Raw genomic sequence first — 19,006 nt, 5'->3', positions numbered from 1 at the left:
TCGGCACTATCGTGATCAGCTACTCTCTCCAGTGTGCGCAGGGCCACCGCTTCGAGGCCTGGTTCAAGAATGCCGCGGCCTATGACGAGCAGCAGGCGCGCGGCATCGTCGCCTGTGCCCAATGCGGCGACGCGCATGTCGAAAAGGCACCAATGGCACCGGCCGTGGCGCGCACCGATGGCGAGCGGGTTTCGGTTTCGTCGATGCATCCCGACGCGGTCAAGTTTCGCGAGATGCTGCGCGAATACCGGCGCAGGGTCGTCAGCACGGCTGAAAATGTTGGCGACCGCTTTGCCGAGGAGGCGCGCAAGATTCACTTCGAAGAGGCCGACGAGCGCGCCATCTTTGGTGAAGCAACCCGCGACGAGGTTGCGGCTTTACTCGATGACGGCATCGAATTTTTGCCGTTGCCGGATGTTGGCGACGACAACTAACCTCCCATAGGAGAAAAAGAATGGCTCAACTCGACGCATCCCTGTCGGGGACTTTCGCTATTGGCGGTGATCTTACCGTCAACCGTCTCGGCTTTGGAGCCATGCGCATCGTCGGCAAGGGAATCTGGGGCCCGCCGGAAGATCGCGAGGAGGTGCTGCGTGTGCTAAAGCGCCTGCCTGAGCTTAACGTCAACTTGATCGATACGGCGGAAAGCTATGGCCCCTATATCAGCGAGGAGCTGATCGGCGAGGCGCTGGCGCCTTATAGCGAAGGCACGATCGTTGCGACCAAGAGCGGGCTGACGCGCACCGGGCCGGACGAATGGCATCAGTTGGCGCGTCCCGAATTTTTACGCCAGGGCGTGATGACGAGCCTTCGCCGCCTCAAGCTCGAGCAGATCGACCTTTGGCAGCTGCACCGCATCGAGACCAAGACGCCCCGTGCCGAGCAGTTCGGTGTCATTGCCGATATGCAGAAGGAAGGGCTGATCCGCCATGTGGGGCTTAGCGAGGTCAGCGTTGCCGATGTCGAGGAAGCGCAAAAGTACTTCAAGGTTGTAACGGTGCAGAACCACTACAACCTCGCCAGCCGCAAGAGCGAAGCGGTGCTCGACTATTGCGAAAAGAACGGCATCGGCTTCATTCCATGGTTCCCGCTGGCCGGTGGCGATCTGGTCGAGGGCCAGGATGCGGCGCGCGAAGTGATGCAAAAGCATGAGGCCAGCGGCAGCCAGATCGCGCTTGCCTGGCTGCTGAAGCGCTCGCCAGTGATCCTGCCGATCCCGGGCACGGGCAAGGTCAAGCATCTCGAGGACAATGTTGCCGCTGCTGCCATCAAGCTCAGCGACGAGGATTTTGCGACGCTCGACAAAATCGGCCGCAAATAAAAGCACGTCCGCTCCCGGCGAAGCAAAACCGCTTGCCGGGAGCTGTTATGCCGTGGAACTATTCGCCTCAGGCTTGGGGGAATGGTCATGAAGATGGTGGCAGCCGCTCTTGTTGCGGCGACGTTCAGCGTACCGGCGATGGCAGCGGGGATCCTCGATCCGGTGCTTGGTGAGCCCGGCGATTGTTACGCCCGCGCCTATGACCGGGCGCATTTGAGCCGCCATCCGCGCCAGCGGGTCTCGACCATCGCGCTCGGCTATTCCGAATGGCAGGAGCCCGGCTACGACATCACGCTCGATCTCAGCTTTACCCTGCGCGACGGGAGCGTTTACTCCGGCCTTGCCTATTGCCGGGAGGACCTTTGTGCGCTCGAAGGCGACGGGGGCTATTTCAATCTTTTGCCGCGCAATGACGGGCTCGAGCTTTCGGTGGTTCGATTTCTCGAACTCGAAGGCTTTGATGGCTTTTCAGGAAATTTGATGGATAGCGACGATCAGGTCTTCCTGATCTATCCGGCGCGACCAGCAGCCTGCTTCGCGGATTAGGTCGGTTCGATAGGGAGGGTGGAATCCCCGCTATCGAACCTGACCAAATCAGCTGTCTTGCAGACCGCTGAAAAGGCTGCGTGCGTGTTAGCACCGGAAGAGGTGCTTGTCACGTGTTTGTCGTGAAGAGACGTCGCTCCCCTGACCTCATCGCTCAGGATGAGGTCTTGCGGACCTTTGTCACAATAAAAACGGCGTCAATTCCAGAGCTTGTCGATCTCGGTCGTATCGCGCACGGCGCCCTTCGAGGCAGAGGTGACGAAAGCCGCGTAGGCCTTGAGGGCCGTGGTGACCTTACGCTTGCGCGGTTCGGCGGGTTTCCAGCCGACGTCGTTTTGCTGGTCGCGGCGGCGGTGCATTTCGGCTTCGGGAACGAGGACGTTGACCGTGCGGTTGGGGATGTCGATCTCGATGATGTCGCCTTCCCGCACGAGGCCGATGGCGCCGCCTTCGGCAGCTTCGGGGGATACGTGGCCAATGGAAAGACCGGAGGTGCCGCCGGAAAAGCGTCCGTCGGTCAGAAGGGCGCAGGCTTTGCCGAGGCCCTTGGACTTAAGGTAGCTCGTCGGGTAGAGCATTTCCTGCATGCCGGGGCCGCCGCGCGGGCCTTCGTAGCGGATGACGATGACGTCGCCTTCCTTGATTTCGTTGGAAAGGATGGCCTTGACGGTCATGTCCTGCGATTCAAAGACGCGCGCAGGGCCAGTGAACTTGAGGATCGACTCGTCGACCCCGGCGGTTTTGACGATGCAGCCGTCGAGGGCGATATTGCCCTTGAGCACGGCGAGGCCGCCGTCCTTGCTGAACGGCGACTCGGCGGAACGGATGACGCCGTTCTGGCGATCGAGGTCTAGCTCGGTCCAGCGGTTGGACTGGGAAAAGGCCTCGGTGGTGCGCACGCCGCCGGGTGCGGCCATATAGAACTGGCGCACGCTTTCCGAATTGGTGCGGGAAATGTCCCACTTGTCGAGCGCGTCGCCCATGGTGGAGGCATGGACGGTCGGTTCGCGGCGGTTGATCAGGCCGGCGCGATCGAGCTGGCCGAGGATGGCAAAAATGCCCCCGGCGCGGTGGACGTCTTCCATATGGACGTCGTTCTTGGCAGGAGCGACCTTGGAGAGGACCGGCACCTTGCGCGACAGGCGATCGATGTCGTCCATGGTGAAATCGACGCCGCCTTCATGGGCTGCGGCAAGGATGTGCAGGACGGTGTTGGTCGAGCCGCCCATGGCGATATCGAGCGACATGGCGTTTTCGAAGGCCTGCTTGGTGGCAATGGAACGCGGCAGCACGGTTTCGTCGTCCTGCTCGTAATAGCGGCGGGCGAGATCGACGATGAGGTGGCCGGCTTCCTGGAACAGGCGCTTGCGATCGGAATGGGTAGCGAGCGTCGAGCCGTTGCCGGGCAGCGACAGGCCCAGCGCTTCGGTCAAGCAGTTCATGGAGTTGGCGGTGAACATGCCCGAGCAGGAGCCGCAGGTGGGGCAGGCGGCTTCCTCGACGGCCTGCACTTCTTCGTCGGTGTAGTGCTCGTCGGCAGCCATGACCATGGCATCGACGAGATCGAGCGCCTGCAGCTTGCCCTTGACTATGGCCTTGCCCGCTTCCATCGGACCGCCGGAAACGAAGACCACCGGGATGTTGAGGCTCATGGCGGCATTGAGCATGCCGGGGGTGATCTTGTCGCAGTTGGAAATGCAGACCATGGCATCGGCGGTGTGGGCGTTGACCATGTATTCCACCGAGTCCGCGATGATGTCGCGGCTTGGCAGCGAATAGAGCATGCCGTCATGGCCCATGGCGATGCCGTCATCGACCGCGATGGTGTTGAATTCCTTGGCGACGCCGCCCGCTGCCTCGATTTCGCGCGCGACCAGCTGGCCGAGGTCCTTGAGGTGGACGTGGCCGGGGACGAACTGCGTGAAGGAATTGACCACGGCAATAATGGGCTTGCCAAAATCGCCGTCCTTCATGCCCGTGGCGCGCCAGAGCCCGCGGGCGCCGGCCATGTTGCGGCCATGGGTGGTGGTGCGGGAACGATAGACGGGCATGAGACTATTCCTCGACAAGGCTGCCGGTGGGACCGGTGTTTTGCTTTTCTCTAGACCCATTCCAGGACACGGGCAAGGACAACCGTACCGGCGGGTACGGTTGTGGCATCAAAATCGTGACAGCGAACATGCGGGGTGCGTGCCTGCGGGCATTTACGGATCGCAGATCTGCCAAGCGGGATAGGTCTTAAGGGCCCGTCAAGGCGCCAAACACCACGCCCGAGCCAATCATCGGGAAACATCGCCCGGTTTGCGCGTGGTGGGGCATGACGAGATATCTTTCGATCACCGAGCACCAAGTGCCCAAGGGTAAGAGTGCATTGTTTCTGTTTGTGCACGGGGCGGAACTGTGCGCCGGCGTGCTCGAGCATCGATATGACGGCCGCCTCGTGCGCCGGCTCCCCGAACATCCGCAACCGACCCAACTGGTGCCGACCATCTGCGATCTCATGGAAGGACAAGGGGTGGATAGAGACCTTTATGTCGTCCTCGATGCAGGGGCTTTCTGGCCGGATGCATTTCCAGTTCTACATAATGGCAAATCAAACTCTTTATATGTTTTATGAAAGTTAAAAGACCAATTTCGAATATAAATCGGTAACCAGATAATTAGCTGTTAGAAAAAGTAAGTACAACATCGAATTATGCCGGATCCTCAGTCAGCAGATTATCTTGCTCAACATGGCGATACGGCCATTGTCAAAGGAGGTAGTCATGATTTTAAAGCGTTATTTTGCAGCTCTCGCATTCTCCGCCATGCTCATCCCGTCGATGGCACAGGCACAACTTCTCGGCGGTGGCGGCGGCCTGCTCGGCGGCGGCAGCGGATCGAGCGACTCGAGTGTTCTCGGCATCGTTGGTGGTTCCGATAGCGGGGCGCTGGTCACGGTCGGCGACAATGCCGGATCGTCCGGCGCGATCAATGTCGGCCTGGGCGGCAGCGATGGTCTGGTCAGCGCTAATATCGGTTCGGGTTCGGAGCCGCTGGTGGGTGCGACGGTGCTCGGATCGAGCGGCATCGTCGATGCCAATGTCAATCTTGGCGATGTCGGCATCGGCGCCAATGTCGGCGGGCCGAACCTGATCGATGTCGATGTTCGTCTGCCAGGTGGTGGCAATGGCGGTAATGGCGGCAATGGTGGGAACGGCGGCAACGGCAACAATGGCGGTGGCGGCAATAACGGCAGTAACGGTGCCAACGGCAGTAATGGTAGCGGCGGCTTCGCCATTCTGCGCAGCGGGTCGGGCGGTGGGTTTGGCTCGAGCAGCTCCGCTTGTGCCAATTCGAACCCGAACCAGCTTATCTCGCTGTTCCAGAACAGCAAGATGAGCGGCTGGAACCGCGCCAGCTCCATTCAGCTGATCCCGGTCCAGGTCTGCCGCGATGTGCGCAATCAGATCGCCAATTGGCTGGCTAACAATCCGAGCTACCACCAGCTGGTGGGTCAGGTGGCCGGTGACGCGCTGATCAATGCAGCGCTCAGCCGCACCAACAAGCAGCCCGGCCATGTTCTTGGCGTGCAACGCCAGGGCCAGACGCTGATGGTCTACGTGTTCTGATCCTCCCCAGCCCATCAGAACATGCTGCCGGCCGTCCTTTGGGGCGGCCGGTTTATGCTGTGCGGCGCTCGGCAAGGACCATGTAGTTGATGCCCATGTCGGACGAGAGCTTCCACTCATCGGCGAGGGGATGAAAGACCACGCCGGTCTCGCCCGTGACCCGCAGATTGTTGCGGCGGATCTGCGCCTTGATTTCTTCGGGCGTCAAAAACTTGTTCCAGTCGTGCGTGCCGCGCGGCAGCCAGCGCAAAACATATTCGGCGCCGATCACCGCAAAGGCCATGGAGCGGGCGGTGCGGTTGAGCGTAGCGGTGAACATGAGGCCGCCCGGCGCCACGAGGTCGGCACAGGATTTCATGTAAAGGGTCACGTTGTCGACGTGTTCGACCACTTCCATGTTGAGCACGACATCGAAGCGCTCGCCGGCGGCGACCAAGGCTTCGCTGGTGGTGGCGCGGTAGTCGATCGCAAGGCCCGACTGTTCGGCATGGATGCGGGCGATGGCGATGTTGCGCTCGGCCGCGTCGATGCCGGTGACGGTGGCGCCGAGGCGGGTCAGCGGTTCGCAGAGCAAGCCGCCGCCGCAGCCGACATCGAGGATGGTGAGCCCTTCGAAGGGTCGGATCGAGGTAGCATCGCGTCCGAAATGGCGCACCAGATTGTCGCGGATATAGGCGAGGCGGACCGGATTGAATTTGTGGAGCGGCTTGAACTTGCCCTTGGGGTCCCACCACTGCTCCGCCATGGCGGTGAATTTGGCAATTTCGGCGTCGTTGACGGTGGTCTCGGTCATGGGGCGGCTCCGTTTGTCCGATATGACCCATCGAGAGTGGCAGGGGCAAGGCGCGGCGTGTCGCAGGCGTGGCCTGCCACCGATGCCTGATAGGCCGCCTCCATCTTGGCTAGGGCAGAGGCAAGAGGGGCGGGTGAGCCCAGATGGATATGGCGCAATTCGTCCATGAACTCAGTCCAAAGTTGTGGCCCGCCATCCTCGAGAACTTGGGCCCGGGCCGACAACTCGACGGAAGGGTGGGCGTGCCGAATGCCCCAGCTGCCCATGAATGCCATGAGAGGCACCAGCTCGATGGCTTGTTCGGTGAGGCTATAAACCACGCGCTGCTTATGAGTTGGATCAGCGGACCGGGTGAGCAGACCGCTGGCGGTCAGGCGCTGCAGGCGGTCGGACAGGATATTGGACGCGATGCCTTCAAGGCTTTCGGTCAGATAGGATCGGAAGCTGCGTCGGCGCCCACCGAACATTGTGTCGCGCAGGATGATCAGGCTCCAGCGGTCGCCAAATGTTTCAAGCGTCAGATTGATCGGGCATCCGGACCGTCTCAGCTTCATCGCTTCACTCCTGACCAGTTGCAAAATAGAGGTGGTTTCTTGCTCCGGCCCACTGCTATCACAGGTTGCAAGGAAAGAAACGCAGCAAGGGAGTGCGACATGGCCAAGCTTTTCTTCGGAATGAACCAGTCGCTCGACGGTTACGTGGATCACGACCGCATGCAGCCGCCTGGCTCCAAGCTCTTTCAGCACTTTATTGACCAGACCGATGGGCTGACGGGCAGCCTCTATGGCCGCACGCTTTACGGCCTGATGCACTATTGGGACGTCGATCAGCCGGGCTGGGGGGAGCGGAGCACGAATTTGCAGTCGCGTGGCGCAAGGCGCCGAAATGGGTGGTGTCGCGGACGCTGAAGGACGTCGGGCCCAATGCGACGCTTCTGAGCGAGGATTTCGTAGCTGATATTCGCCGGCTGAAGGCCGAGCATGAGGGCGAGATCGAGGTCGGCGGGCCCAAGCTGGCGCAACGGCTGACGGAGCTGGGGCTGATCGACGAATACCGCATCTACCTTCATCCCGAAGTTCTGGGCCACGGCACCAAGTTTTTTGCCGAAGCACGACCGCGGCTGCGTTTGGAAAGCCACGAGCAGATCGACGGGGACGTCATGCGGCTTAGTTACGTGCCGGCGTGATCGCACACGCTCACCATTGATCGCGCTTCCCGTTTATGGCATGTCCCCGCCAACATTAAGCGTACCGCCGGGTTCGGCAGGGTTTCGGGGAAGCAATGGCCCGTATCGTCGTCAAGTTCGGGGCACTTCGGTCGCCACGGTCGAACGCATCCGCAATGCCGCGCGCCATGTGAAGCGCGAAGTCGATGCCGGTCACGAAGTGGCGGTGGTGGTTTCGGCCATGAGCGGCAAGACCAATGAGCTGGTCGGCTGGGTCAACGAAGCATCGAAGCTGCACGACGCGCGCGAATACGATGCCGTCGTGGCCTCGGGCGAGCAGGTGACTGCGGGCCTCATGGCTATCGTGCTTGCGGAAATGGGCATCCAGTCGCGCTCCTATGCCGGCTGGCAGGTGCCGATCCATACCGACGACGCTCATGGCGCGGCACGCATTACCGCCATCGATGCGACCGAACTCAACGACCGGATGAGCAATGGCTGGGTGCCGGTGATCACCGGCTTCCAGGGCGTTTCGCCCAACAATCGGCTGACGACGCTGGGCCGCGGTGGTTCGGATACGTCCGCGGTGGCCGTGGCGGCCGCGGTCGGTGCCGACCGTTGCGACATCTATACGGATGTGGACGGTGTTTACACGACCGATCCGCGTATCGTGCCCAAGGCGCAGCGCATGACCAAGATTTCCTTTGAGGAAATGCTGGAGATGGCGTCGCTCGGCGCCAAGGTCTTGATGATCCGCTCGGTCGAGATGGCGATGGCCTACAAGGTGCGCCTCCTGGTGCGCTCGAGCTTTGATGATCCGGATGCGCCACAGATTGCGCCCGATGGAACGCCGGGCGTACCCGGTACACTGGTTTGCGATGAGGATGAGATCGTGGAAAAGCAGATCGTTTCGGGCGTGACTCTCGCCAAGGCCGAAGCCAAGATCACACTGCGCGACGTCAAAGATAGCCCCGGCGTTGCAGCTGCCATTTTCGGCACGCTGGCCGACAAGGGCATCATCGTCGACATGATCGTCCAGAACATCGCCGACGACGGCGCGACCACCGACATCACCTTTACGGTGCCCGACAGCGAATATGAAAAGGCCACCAAGGCGCTCGAAGACAATGGCGGGCGCTTCGAATATGCCCGCCTTTCCGGCTCGCGCGGCGGGGCAAAGGTCTCCGTCGTGGGTGTCGGCATGCGCAGCCATGCGGGCGTTGCGGCCTCTATGTTCAAGGCCCTGGCCGATAAGGGTATCAACATTCAGCTCATCACCACATCGGAGATCAAGACCTCGGTGTTGATCGATGAAGAATATGCCGAGCTTGCGGTTCGAGCGCTCCACACCTATTACGGTTTGGACAAGAAGGACGCCTGACCTATTCGAGGGGAATGGGCCGCGTCCTAACAGGGGGCGGCTTTGCGAGCTGCCTGATTGAGGCAATGGTGACGACCATAGGCGGCCCAAGGGTGCTGCTGCGGCAATTGCGCGAGACCATGGCGGAGCCTCTGGCTTCGCAGGCGCGGCTCGACAAGATCGTCAACCTCATCGCCGACAACATGCGCGCCGATGTCTGCTCGTTCTACGTGTTGCGCGACGATGGCGCGCTCGAGCTTTTCGCGACTCGCGGTCTCCAGGCAGAATCGGTGCATATGACGACGCTGCGGCTGGGCGAGGGCCTTGTCGGCCTGATCGCGTCGGAAGCCGAGCCGCTCAGCCTCGACAATGCACCGGCCCATCCCGCTTTCGCCTATCGGCCGGAGACGGGTGAGGACCAGTACAATTCTTTCCTCGGCGTCCCTGTCCTGCGCGCAGGGCAGATGCTGGGCGTGCTGGTGGTACAAAATTCGGATCACCGTCATTTCGGCGAGGATGAAACCGAGGCGATGCTGACTACGGCCACAATCCTGGCCGAGATGATCGCCACCTCCGACTTCGACAATCTGATCAAGCCGGGGTCCGATATCGACCTCAGGCGACCACGCATGTTCAACGGCGTCAGCTTTACCGATGGCATTGCCCTGGGCACCGTGGTTCTGCACGACCCGCGCGTCGTCGTGCACAATTTCATTGCCGAAGATACCGACGCCGAAAAGCTGCGGCTCGATGCGGCGCTGGCCTCGATGCGCGTCTCGATCGACGCCATGCTCGACCATGGCGACATGCAGCCGACCTCGGACCATCGCGAGATTCTTGAAACCTACCGCATGTTCGCCAATGACCGCGGCTGGGTGAAACGCTTGAGCGAAGCCATCGACAATGGCCTTTCGGCGGAAGCGGCGGTCGAGCGGGTGCAGAATGACACACGCGCGCGCATGCTGCGCCAGACCGATCCCTATATCCGCGACCGGCTGCACGATCTCGACGACCTGGCCAATCGGCTGCTGCGCGTCCTGACCAATACTGGGCAGCCAGCGCATCGCGACTTGCCCGACAATGCCATTCTCGTCGCCCGCAATATGGGACCGGCGGAACTGCTGGAGTATGACCGCACCAAGCTGCGCGGGATCGTCCTGGAAGAAGGCGGCGCCACGGCGCATGTTGCCATTGTCGCACGCTCGCTCGGCATCGTCGCGGTGGGGCAGGCGGATTCAATCGTTTCGGTTTGCGAAACCGGCGACGACATCATCATCGACGGCCCGGCGGGGCAGGTGCATGTGCGGCCGACGCCCGAGGTCGAGCAGACCTATATCGACAAGGTCCGGGTTTCGGCGCGACGGCGGGCGCATTATGCGGCACTGAAATCAAAGCCTGCCGTCACGCGCGACGGCATCGAAATCACCTTGCTGCACAATTCGGGGCTCGTCGCCGACTTGCCGATGCTGGACGATACCGGTGCTGCCGGTGTCGGTCTCTTCCGCACCGAGTTGCAGTTTATGATTGCGAGCCGCCTGCCGCGTTTGCAGGAGCAGGCCGAGCTTTATGCCGAGGCCATGGCGCTGGCAGGCGACCGGCCGGTCGTCTTCCGCCTCCTTGACATCGGTGGCGATAAGGTTTTGCCGTATCTGCGCGCGACGTCGGAAGAAAACCCGGCCATGGGGTATCGCTCGATCCGGCTCGGCCTTGATCGTCCGGGCCTGCTGCGGACGCAGGTTCGGGCCTTGCTGATGGCGGCGAAGGGCCGTGCGCTCAAAATCCTCGTGCCGATGGTCACCGAGACGTTCGAGTTTTTGCAAACCAAGCGCGTCATCGCCAAGGAAGTCGAGCGCTTGCGGCGCTCCGGGCAGCCGGTGCCGTCGCGGCTTGAAATCGGCGCCATGGTGGAAGTGCCATCGCTGCTGTTCGAACTCGACCAGATCCTGCCCGAGGCCGATTTTGTGTCGATTGGTTCGAACGACCTTGTGCAGTTTCTGACGGCGGCCGATCGCGCTAATCCGCGCGTGTCGAAAGCCTATGATCCGATCGCGCTGCCGCGCCTGCGGGCCATCCGCATGGTGGTGGATGCGGCCGAACGGCACGGCAAGCCGGTGACCATGTGCGGCGAATTGGCGGGCAAGCCGATGGAAGCCTTGGCGCTGATGGCGATCGGGATGAACCGGTTGTCCATGGGGCCGGCCTCGATCGGTCCGATCAAGGAAATGGTGCTCAATCTCGAACTGGCGCCGATCCGCGCGGCTGTGGCCGAGGCTTTGAGCGACGGCGCCAATGGCGCGGCGATCCGGACCTTGCTGACGGGATGGGTGGAGAAGCAGAACCTGCCGATGGGCTAGCCTTTTTCCTCCACCGCTTGCGGGGGAGGGGCCGCCAGCCGCGGTGGAGGGGGTGCAACAAAGTCATAGCGTCAAAATTGCACCTCCCGCGCAAGCGGCTCCCTCTCCACCACGCTTCGCGTGGTCCCCCTCTCCCGTGAACGGGAGAGGAAGGCAGGGGTCCGCTTAAGGCTTGCGGTTGATCCTGTCCCTCTTTACAGCCTCGCGGGACACGCCAGAAAGTTTATCTCTATGCCTTCTTTGCCCATGGACAAGCTCGACGCGCTCGAAGTGCGGTTTCAGTATATCGAAGCGGCGCTTTCGGGTGGGGCGAGCCAGGACGAGTTCGCAAAACTGTCCAAGGAGCATTCCGACCTCTCCGAGATTGTCGGGCAGATCAGCGCTTACAAGAAAGCCCAGCGCGATCGGGCCGAGGCGGAAACGCTCTTGAAGTCGGGCGACCGGGAAATGGCCGAAATGGCCGAGGTCGAGATCGAAGAACTGGATGCTGAGCTCGAGACCCTGGCGCAATCGATCCGCATCCTCCTGCTGCCCAAGGACGAGGCCGACGAAAAGTCGATCATCCTTGAAATTCGCGGCGGCACTGGGGGCGACGAGGCGGCGCTTTTCGCCGGCGACCTCTTCCGGATGTATGAGCGCTATGCCTCGCTGCGCGGCTGGAAGGTGACGCTGATGGAGGAAAGCCCCGGCGAAATGGGGGCTATAAGGAAGTCATCGCCAATGTCTCGGGCAAGGGCGTTTATGCGCGGATGAAGTATGAGTCCGGCGTCCACCGCGTGCAGCGCGTGCCGGCGACGGAAGGCTCGGGGCGCATCCATACATCAGCGGCGACGGTCGCGGTGCTGCCGGAAGTGGAAGACATCGACATCGAAATCCGCAACGAGGATATCCGCATCGATACGATGCGGGCTTCGGGCGCCGGCGGGCAGCACGTCAACACAACCGACTCGGCAGTGCGCATTACCCACCTGCCGTCCGGTATCGTCGTCACCTCGGCAATGAAATCGCAGCACCAGAACCGGGCGCAGGCGATGATCGTCTTGCGGTCGCGGCTTTACGAAATGCAGCGCGAAGAGCGGGATTCGGCTCGATCGGCGGAACGCAAAGGGCAGGTGGGATCGGGCGATCGCTCCGAGCGCATTCGCACCTATAATTTCCCGCAAGGCCGGGTGACCGACCACCGCATCAACCTGACGCTCTACAAGCTCGACAAGGTCATCGCCGGCGAAGCGCTGGACGAGCTGATCGAAGCGCTGATCACCGAAAATCAGGCATCGCAGCTAGCGGCCATGGAGCAAGTCAACTGATCACGATCGGCCAGCTCTGGCGCCGCTGGCGCGACATGCTGGACCATGAAGGGTTTGCGACAGCGACGCTGGATGCAAAGCTGCTGACCGGGCATGCGCTGGGCCTTGATGCGCTGGCGCTCTCGCTGCGGGAAAACGAACCTGTTTCGGACGAGATGGTGGGCCGCGTCGACCAGATGCTCCGGCGGCGGATGACGGGGAGTCCGTGGCGCGCATCATCGGCGAGCGGGAATTTTATGGTCTCGCCTTTGGCCTCAATGCAGCAACGCTCGAGCCGCGTCCCGATACCGAGCTGCTGGTCGATCTGGCGCTCAAGGCCCTACCGCAAGGTGGTCGCTTGCTGGACCTCGGGACCGGAACGGGGTGCATCCCGATATCGATCTTGGTCAACCGTCCGGATACAAGCGCCATGGCAACGGATGTTTCCGCCGAGGCGCTGGAGATGGCCAAACGCAATGCCGGGCGGCATGGTGTGGCGGGGCGGATCGACTTTGTGCGGGGAGTTGGTTCGAGGCGGTTGGTGGCTCCAAGGCATTCGATCTTATCGTTTCCAATCCGCCCTATATCGCCACGGCGGTAATCGAAAGCCTTTCGGCAGAGGTCAAGGCTTTCGATCCGATGCTGGCATTGGACGGGGGCCGGATGGGCTCGAGCCTTATCGGGTGATCGCGTCGGCTTCCGGGCACTATCTCAGGGCCGGCGGGCAGGCCATGGTCGAGATCGGCTATAACCAGGGACGGAGCGTTGCCTCGCTGTTCGAAGACGCCGGTTTTTCCGACGTCGCCGTTCATCAAGACCTTGCAGGGCTTGATCGTGTGGTTGTCGCGCACCACTTGTGATGAAGAACAGCGTCTTTAAACCAGTCACCGCAATTTGTGCTGGTCAAGCGGGCTCGAACCGAGTAATTTGCCCTTGCTGTCAACGGCGCATCATGGGCGCCGCAGCGACCACACCCAACTCAACGACTATGCTGCCAGGGGCAGCGCGGTTCCGCAAACGGAACGGTGCAAGGGTGGGGCGGATCGATCCGCCAGGTTGTTGCCGACCGCATTTAGGTCTTCATGAAGCCAGTTCAGGGTCCCGCGGCGTGCAGTTTATCTCCGCCGGGGCCGGGCCAGACCCAGGCGCATCGTCCGGGTCCGCCATAGTGAGACGCTTAACTTTTAGAGTTAGATCAGCGACCCGATGAGACCAAACAACCAAAACAAGAACCGGCAGCGTAATCGCAATGGCGGGCGCAAGCACGTCAATCCGCTGTCGCGCAACTACGAGAGCAACGGCCCGGACGTGAAGGTGCGCGGCAACGCTGCCCATGTCGCGGAAAAGTACCTGCAACTCGCCCGTGACGCGCAATCGAGCGGCGACTCGGTGATGGCGGAAAACTATCTCCAGCACGCCGAGCATTATTTCCGCATCGTTTCGTCCGCACAGCAGGCCCTCAACGGCCCGCGCGATGGCCAGAGCCAGGATGACCTGGACTTCGACGACGATGCCAACGACGTCAATTCCCGCTTCTCCTCGCCGCAGCCGATCCAGCAGCCGCAGGACAACGGTGGCTACCAGGACAATGGTGGCAACAATGGCGGCCAGCGCGAGGGTCGCGACAACGGCAATGGCGGTGAGCGGCGCGAGTATCGCGAAACGCGCGAAAACCGCGACAATGCCAATCGCGAAAACCGCGAGACCGTGGTGGCCGGCGAAGGCGAACAGCCTGTCGTCCAGGCAGCCGGAGAACCGGTGCAGGCCGCTCCTGGCGAAGAAGCCGGTGAGCAGGCGCCGCGCAAGCAGCGCGAACGCCGTCCACGCCGCCGCCGCCCAGCGGCAGGCGAGGGTGGCGAGCAGGCCCCTGCGGGCGAGGCCGAGGTGAGCGAACTCCTGCGTTCCTCACCGGCAATCCAGCCAACGCCGCCGAGTAGATCTTTAAAAATGCCGGGTCCAGTGCCCGGCATTTTTGTTTTCGGGTCTTCCGCCCAGCGCGAAACTTCCTACATGCATTGGTGAACGGATGTGCCTTTTGAGGGCATCCGCAAATCGACGCTATCGGCGCCGTAAGGGCCGAAAAGGAGTTTTGCATGAATATCGAAAAGTATACCGAGCGGGCTCGCGGTTTTATCCAGAGCGCCCAGACCGGTGCGATGAATGCCGGCAACCAGCAGTTCGCCCCGGTGCATCTGCTCAAGGTCTTGCTGGATGACGACCAGGGCATGGCCAATGGCCTGATCGCCAAGGCAGGCGGCGACCCCAAGGCAGCTCGGGCCGGCACGGCTGCTGCACTCAACAAGATCCCCAAGGTTTCCGGCGATGCCGGTCAGCTTTATCTCAGCCGCGAACTGTCCAAGGTCTTCGACACTGCCGAGCAGGCAGCGCAGAAGGCCGGCGACAGCTATGTGACGGTCGAGCGATTGCTCTTGGCGCTGGTGATCGAAAAGGACACCGATGCCGGTCGCGTATTGGCATCAGCCGGCGTAGCGGCGCAGGGGCTCAACACCGCGATCGAAGCGATCCGCAAGGGTCGCACCGCGGATTCGGCTTCCGCCGAGAACACCTATGACGCGCTCAAGAAATATGCGCGCGATCTCACCGCCGATGTGCGCGAGGGCAAGCTCGACCCGGTGATCGGTCGCGACGAAGAAATCCGCCGCACCATCCAGGTGCTGTCGCGCCGCACTAAGAACAATCCGGTGCTGATCGGTGAACCCGGCGTCGGCAAGACGGCGATCGCCGAAGGCCTGGCAATCCGCATGGTCAATGGCGACGTGCCGGAATCGCTCAAGAACAAGAGCCTGATGGCGCTCGACATGGGTGCGCTGATTGCGGGCGCGAAATATCGCGGCGAGTTCGAAGAGCGGCTGAAATCGGTGCTGAGCGAGGTGACGGCGGCCGAGGGGCAGATCGTCCTTTTATCGACGAGATGCACACGCTGGTCGGCGCCGGCAAGGCGGATGGCGCGATGGATGCGTCCAATCTCCTCAAGCCTGCGCTGGCGCGCGGTGAACTGCACTGCGTGGGCGCGACGACGCTCGACGAATATCGCAAGCATGTCGAAAAGGACCCGGCTCTGGCGCGGCGTTTTCAGCCGGTTTTCGTTTCCGAGCCGACGGTCGAGGACACGATCTCGATCCTGCGCGGCCTTAAGGAAAAGTACGAGCTCCATCATGGCATCCGCATTGCGGACTCGGCCTTGGTGAGCGCGGCGACTTTATCGAACCGCTACATCACCGATCGCTTCCTGCCCGACAAGGCCATCGACCTGATGGACGAAGCGGCAGCGCGGCTGCGCATGGCGGTCGACTCCAAGCCTGAAGCCCTGGACGAACTCGACCGGCGCATCATGCAGCTCAAGATCGAGCGCGAGGCGCTACGCAAGGAAGACGACGATGGCTCGCGCACGCGGCTGGGCCGGCTCGAGCAGGAATTGTCCGGGCTCGAAGAGCAGGCACAGGCCCTGTCGGCCAAGTGGCTGGCGGAAAAGGAACGGCTGCAGGGTTCGACCAAGATCAAGGAAGAGCTCGATGCCGCGCGCGGACAGCTGGAAATCGCACAGCGCCAGGGCGACCTCGCCAAAGCGGGCGAGCTGGCCTATGGCGTCATTCCAGACCTCGAAAAGCGGCTCAAGACCGCGGACGATCCGGATGGCAATGGCAAGCCCGATCCGTTAATGGCCAAGGAAACGGTCGAGTCGAGCGATATCGCCCAGGTGGTGTCGCGTTGGACCGGCATTCCGGTCGACCGCATGCTGGAAGGCGAACGCGAAAAGCTCTTGGCTATGGAAACATCGCTCGGCGCACGCGTCATCGGCCAGAACGAAGCCGTTGCCGCGGTGGCGAAGGCCGTTCGGCGCTCGCGCGCCGGGCTCCAGGATCCGAACCGGCCGATCGGCTCGTTCATGTTCCTTGGACCAACCGGCGTCGGCAAGACCGAGCTGACCAAGGCCTTGGCGCAGTTCCTGTTCGATGACGAGACCGCCATGGTTCGTCTCGACATGAGCGAGTTCATGGAAAAGCACTCCGTCGCCCGGCTGATCGGCGCCCCTCCGGGCTATGTCGGCTATGACGAAGGCGGCGTGCTCACCGAAGCGGTGCGGCGTCGGCCCTATCAGGTCGTCCTGTTCGACGAGATCGAAAAGGCGCATCCGGACGTGTTCAACGTCCTCCTGCAGGTGCTCGACGATGGGCGTCTGACCGATGGGCAGGGACGCACGGTCGATTTCCGCAACACGGTCATCATCCTCACTTCCAATATCGGTTCGCAGGCGATCCAGGAACTCGAGGATGGGGACTCGATCGAGCTGGCACGTGGCCGGGTGATGGATGCGGTCAAGGCGACGTTCAAGCCGGAGTTCATCAACCGGATCGACGAGATCCTGTTGTTCCACCGGCTGGCGCGCGAGAACATGGCGGCAATCGTCGATATCCAGTTCAGCCGGCTCGAAAAGCTGCTCAAGGATCGCGATATCGGCCTTGATCTCACGCCACGCGCTCGCGAGTGGCTGGCGCGGGAAGGCTATGATCCGGCCTATGGCGCACGACCGCTCAAGCGCGTCATCCAGCGCGAAGTGCAGGATGAGCTGGCCGAGGAAATCCTTTCCGGTGCCGTCACCGACGGTGCACGGGTGGTGGTCGATGCCGACGATAGCGGGATCATCCTGCGACCGGCCGGGGCTTTGCCCAGCGAAGCTGCTGCTTAACCAAAATGAGGGTCGGTCGAAAGACCGGCCCTTTTGTTTTGCGCTTGCCTCTTTCTCGCGCGCTATATAGAACATAAAGAGAACAAAGGGGAAGAGATGCATACGACCAATTATCGCGACACGCTGATCCTTCCTTCACCCGATTGCGCTGCCGCTGAGGCGACAGCACCAACCAAGCCCGGAACGATCGCGGCTCTCCAGCACGAGCGCTTGGTTGCAGCGCCCTATACGATCACGAGCGATGACTTGCTGTTCGGTATTCATGCCGATCGGAAGGAAATCGCCGAGGAGGAGCGGGGGCCTGCCCGCATGGAGTTCTTTTCCAAGGGCCAAGCCTGCCTTCGCGCTTCACCCTTGGTGAAGACCTTGGGATGGGCACTGCATCATGACAGCGATGGGCGTGTGGCGCTTGTCGATCCCGATTCGAGCCGCTTCGCGCAGTTGCAGGCGCAAGAGGGGATCACCAAGCTCGTCGGCATGCGCAGCAAGAAGGCATAGGAGCGTCGCATGGCTGAGCGGATCGACTATATCGAATTTCCAAGTGGCGCGATCGGGCAGAGCAGCGCGTTTTTCGAGAAGGCCTTCGGCTGGAGCATGGTGAGCTATGGCCCTGACTATCAGGCGCTGGAGGGGGCAGGGCTTGATGGCGGCATCGATGGCAGCGCCGATCGGGTGGCGGCGACCGTGGCCGTGGTCCGTACAGACGATCTCGATGATGCAGAACGGCGCGTGATTGCAGCAGGTGGCGTCATCACGCAGCCGCAGTTCGATTTTCCCGGTGGCCGCCGGTTTCACTTCCGTGAGCCGGGCGGCAACGAGTTGGCCGTCTACGTTTCGCGCGAAGCGTAGCTACTGCGCCTGGGCGACGGTGACCGGCGCCGGATCGCGGGCCATGAGGTCGTTGATCTGGGCGATCGTGGCGTCGAACTCGCCACGATATTGCTCGGCCAAAACATTGTCCTTGGGCAGTTTCACGCTCAAGGGATCAACGAGATTGCCGTTGATCTTGATCTCGAAATGAAGATGCGGACCGGTCGACTGGCCGGTCGATCCGACATAGCCGATCAGCTGCCCTTGGCGGACGCGGCTGCCGGCGCCGAGCCCATCCACGAATTTGGAGAGGTGGCCATAGGCGGTTTCATAACCGTTGACATGCTCGATCTCGATCTTGTTGCCGTAGCCGGAAGCCCATTTGTAGTAGGAGATCACGCCGTCGCCGGCGGCATAGATCGGCGTGCCGGAGCGGGCGGCAAGATCGACGCCGGTATGGAGGCGACGCGTCTTGAAGATTGGGTGGATGCGATAGCCGAAACGGGAGCGCAGCGTGCCGCCGCCTTCCAGCGGTCGGCGATTGAGGAAGCGCTTTCCGGTTTCGCCATCGGGATCGTAGAAATCCACCGTACCGTCATCGGTGGTGAAGCGGTAAAGCTGCCGCTTGCTGCCGCCCAGCGTCAGGCCGACATAAAGCAGCGCATCGGGCGCCCCTTCGATTTCTTCGGTTTCGAGAATCTCGATCGTGTCGCCGGCAGTGATGCGCTTGGTCATGTCGACGTCATAGGCGAACATGCCGATGATGCGTTCAATGGTGTCGTCGGCAAGATCATGCTTGCGGCCGGTTTCCCAAATCGACCGGTAAACCGTGGGCAGGTTGCCGACATTGATCTGCTCGACGTCTTCGGCTGGGAATTCTACCCAATCGGGCTGAAGGCCGACCACATATTGGCCGGTATCGCTCAGCGCTACGGTCGCGATATGGCGGTCGCCCGGGGCGCCGTCCGGCCGGTAGATCGACATGCGATAGGGCACAAGGCTCGTCGGCGAGCTCGAGAGCGGACCGTAAAGGATTCGGAGGCGAATGCCGG

General features: G+C 61.9%; 16 protein-coding genes and 5 pseudogenes (1 of these 21 running past the window's edge). 17 read left to right on the top strand and 4 right to left on the bottom strand.

The window, feature by feature from the left end:
- Window positions 1–11 precede the first annotated feature (11 nt).
- The 3 genes from G5575_RS00125 (at window position 12) to G5575_RS00115 (ending at window position 1,867) form a co-directional block, all read left to right on the top strand.
- Complete coding sequence (locus tag G5575_RS00125) at window positions 12–434, top strand: DUF1178 family protein (protein WP_164532583.1); 423 nt, start codon at window positions 12–14, stop codon at window positions 432–434.
- Between the two features lie 20 nt (window positions 435–454).
- Window positions 455–1,321 carry an aldo/keto reductase gene (locus tag G5575_RS00120; protein WP_164532582.1) on the top strand — a complete coding sequence of 289 codons (867 nt, stop codon included), beginning with the start codon at window positions 455–457 and terminating at the stop codon, window positions 1,319–1,321.
- A gap of 87 nt (window positions 1,322–1,408) precedes the next feature.
- A complete protein-coding gene (locus G5575_RS00115) occupies window positions 1,409–1,867 on the top strand; it encodes a hypothetical protein (RefSeq protein WP_164532581.1) in 459 nt (152 codons plus the stop codon).
- A gap of 197 nt (window positions 1,868–2,064) precedes the next feature.
- On the opposite strand, the gene ilvD is transcribed toward G5575_RS00115, so the two are convergent.
- Window positions 2,065–3,918: a dihydroxy-acid dehydratase gene (ilvD, locus tag G5575_RS00110; protein WP_164532580.1), complete on the bottom strand. Its 1,854-nt coding sequence runs from the start codon at window positions 3,916–3,918 to the stop codon at window positions 2,065–2,067.
- Between the two features lie 266 nt (window positions 3,919–4,184).
- Between ilvD and G5575_RS00105 the strand changes: the two genes are divergently transcribed.
- Together G5575_RS00105 and G5575_RS00100 are read left to right on the top strand one after the other, a co-directional pair.
- On the top strand, window positions 4,185–4,484 hold the full coding sequence (locus G5575_RS00105; RefSeq protein ID WP_164532579.1) for a hypothetical protein: 300 nt from the start codon (window positions 4,185–4,187) through the stop codon (window positions 4,482–4,484).
- Window positions 4,485–4,632: 148 nt separating this feature from the next.
- Entirely contained in the window at window positions 4,633–5,478 is an 846-nt protein-coding gene (locus G5575_RS00100; RefSeq protein ID WP_164532578.1) for a hypothetical protein, read from the top strand.
- A gap of 52 nt (window positions 5,479–5,530) precedes the next feature.
- Here G5575_RS00100 and ubiG read toward each other — a convergent pair whose 3' ends face one another.
- Both ubiG and G5575_RS00090 read right to left on the bottom strand, forming a co-directional pair.
- Entirely contained in the window at window positions 5,531–6,271 is a 741-nt protein-coding gene (gene ubiG, locus G5575_RS00095; RefSeq protein WP_164532577.1) for a bifunctional 2-polyprenyl-6-hydroxyphenol methylase/3-demethylubiquinol 3-O-methyltransferase UbiG, read from the bottom strand.
- Window positions 6,268–6,825 (bottom strand): winged helix-turn-helix transcriptional regulator, encoded by a 558-nt coding sequence (locus G5575_RS00090; RefSeq protein WP_164532576.1) that lies wholly within the window; start codon window positions 6,823–6,825, stop codon window positions 6,268–6,270. The genes ubiG and G5575_RS00090 overlap by 4 nt, the downstream gene beginning before the upstream one ends.
- Before the next feature lie 99 nt (window positions 6,826–6,924).
- Here G5575_RS00090 and G5575_RS00085 point away from each other — a divergent pair.
- From G5575_RS00085 to G5575_RS00035, 12 genes and pseudogenes are all read left to right on the top strand, one after another.
- Window positions 6,925–7,457: pseudogene (locus G5575_RS00085) on the top strand (dihydrofolate reductase family protein).
- A 95-nt stretch (window positions 7,458–7,552) separates the two neighbouring features.
- A pseudogene (locus G5575_RS00080) lies at window positions 7,553–8,817 on the top strand (aspartate kinase).
- A 65-nt stretch (window positions 8,818–8,882) separates the two neighbouring features.
- Entirely contained in the window at window positions 8,883–11,150 is a 2,268-nt protein-coding gene (gene ptsP / locus G5575_RS00075; RefSeq protein ID WP_164532575.1) for a phosphoenolpyruvate--protein phosphotransferase, read from the top strand.
- A gap of 231 nt (window positions 11,151–11,381) precedes the next feature.
- A pseudogene (locus G5575_RS21995) lies at window positions 11,382–11,926 on the top strand (PCRF domain-containing protein); the annotation flags it as partial.
- A complete protein-coding gene (locus tag G5575_RS21990) occupies window positions 11,900–12,457 on the top strand; it encodes a peptide chain release factor-like protein (protein ID WP_407924843.1) in 558 nt (185 codons plus the stop codon). The pseudogene G5575_RS21995 and the gene G5575_RS21990, both read left to right, overlap by 27 nt.
- A 35-nt stretch (window positions 12,458–12,492) precedes the next feature.
- Window positions 12,493–12,603: pseudogene (locus G5575_RS21985) on the top strand (hypothetical protein); the annotation flags it as partial.
- Window positions 12,604–12,662: 59 nt separating this feature from the next.
- Window positions 12,663–13,037, top strand: coding sequence for a methyltransferase (locus G5575_RS21355; RefSeq protein WP_164532574.1), 375 nt, complete (start codon window positions 12,663–12,665; stop codon window positions 13,035–13,037).
- A gap of 82 nt (window positions 13,038–13,119) precedes the next feature.
- A complete protein-coding gene (locus G5575_RS00055; RefSeq protein WP_164532567.1) occupies window positions 13,120–13,296 on the top strand; it encodes a hypothetical protein in 177 nt (58 codons plus the stop codon).
- A gap of 346 nt (window positions 13,297–13,642) precedes the next feature.
- Entirely contained in the window at window positions 13,643–14,458 is an 816-nt protein-coding gene (locus G5575_RS00050; RefSeq protein WP_164532573.1) for a DUF4167 domain-containing protein, read from the top strand.
- Between the two features lie 71 nt (window positions 14,459–14,529).
- Window positions 14,530–17,144 (top strand): annotated as a pseudogene (gene clpB, locus G5575_RS00045) (ATP-dependent chaperone ClpB).
- A gap of 96 nt (window positions 17,145–17,240) precedes the next feature.
- Entirely contained in the window at window positions 17,241–17,642 is a 402-nt protein-coding gene (locus G5575_RS00040; RefSeq protein WP_164532572.1) for a DUF6157 family protein, read from the top strand.
- 9 nt (window positions 17,643–17,651) lie between these two features.
- Window positions 17,652–17,993 (top strand): VOC family protein, encoded by a 342-nt coding sequence (locus G5575_RS00035; protein WP_164532571.1) that lies wholly within the window; start codon window positions 17,652–17,654, stop codon window positions 17,991–17,993.
- Here G5575_RS00035 and G5575_RS00030 read toward each other — a convergent pair whose 3' ends face one another.
- On the bottom strand, window positions 17,994–19,006 hold the 3' portion of the coding sequence (locus G5575_RS00030; RefSeq protein ID WP_164532570.1) for a M23 family metallopeptidase. It continues 946 nt past the right edge of the window; 1,013 of the gene's 1,959 nt are visible here — the last part of the coding sequence; the start codon falls outside the window, past its right edge — the gene reads right to left on this strand; its stop codon occupies window positions 17,994–17,996.

Origin of the sequence: Devosia aurantiaca (assembly GCF_011058215.1) — a bacterium.
GTDB classification, from domain to species: domain Bacteria; phylum Pseudomonadota; class Alphaproteobacteria; order Rhizobiales; family Devosiaceae; genus Devosia; species Devosia aurantiaca.
This window is presented reverse-complemented; position numbering and strand designations above follow the sequence as displayed.

Excerpts from the sequence above, each read along its gene's own strand:
- G5575_RS00120 (WP_164532582.1), top strand. The coding sequence starts at position 455 with ATGGCTCAACTCGACGCATCCCTGTCGGGGACTTTCGCTATTGGCGGT.
- G5575_RS00115 (WP_164532581.1), top strand. The coding sequence starts at position 1,409 with ATGAAGATGGTGGCAGCCGCTCTTGTTGCGGCGACGTTCAGCGTACCG.
- ilvD (WP_164532580.1), bottom strand. The coding sequence starts at position 3,918 with ATGCCCGTCTATCGTTCCCGCACCACCACCCATGGCCGCAACATGGCC.
- G5575_RS00105 (WP_164532579.1), top strand. The coding sequence starts at position 4,185 with ATGACGAGATATCTTTCGATCACCGAGCACCAAGTGCCCAAGGGTAAG.
- G5575_RS00100 (WP_164532578.1), top strand. The coding sequence starts at position 4,633 with ATGATTTTAAAGCGTTATTTTGCAGCTCTCGCATTCTCCGCCATGCTC.
- ubiG (WP_164532577.1), bottom strand. The coding sequence starts at position 6,271 with ATGACCGAGACCACCGTCAACGACGCCGAAATTGCCAAATTCACCGCC.
- G5575_RS00090 (WP_164532576.1), bottom strand. The coding sequence starts at position 6,825 with ATGAAGCTGAGACGGTCCGGATGCCCGATCAATCTGACGCTTGAAACA.
- ptsP (WP_164532575.1), top strand. The coding sequence starts at position 8,883 with ATGGTGACGACCATAGGCGGCCCAAGGGTGCTGCTGCGGCAATTGCGC.
- G5575_RS21990 (WP_407924843.1), top strand. The coding sequence starts at position 11,900 with ATGAAGTATGAGTCCGGCGTCCACCGCGTGCAGCGCGTGCCGGCGACG.
- G5575_RS00050 (WP_164532573.1), top strand. The coding sequence starts at position 13,643 with ATGAGACCAAACAACCAAAACAAGAACCGGCAGCGTAATCGCAATGGC.
- G5575_RS00040 (WP_164532572.1), top strand. The coding sequence starts at position 17,241 with ATGCATACGACCAATTATCGCGACACGCTGATCCTTCCTTCACCCGAT.
- G5575_RS00035 (WP_164532571.1), top strand. The coding sequence starts at position 17,652 with ATGGCTGAGCGGATCGACTATATCGAATTTCCAAGTGGCGCGATCGGG.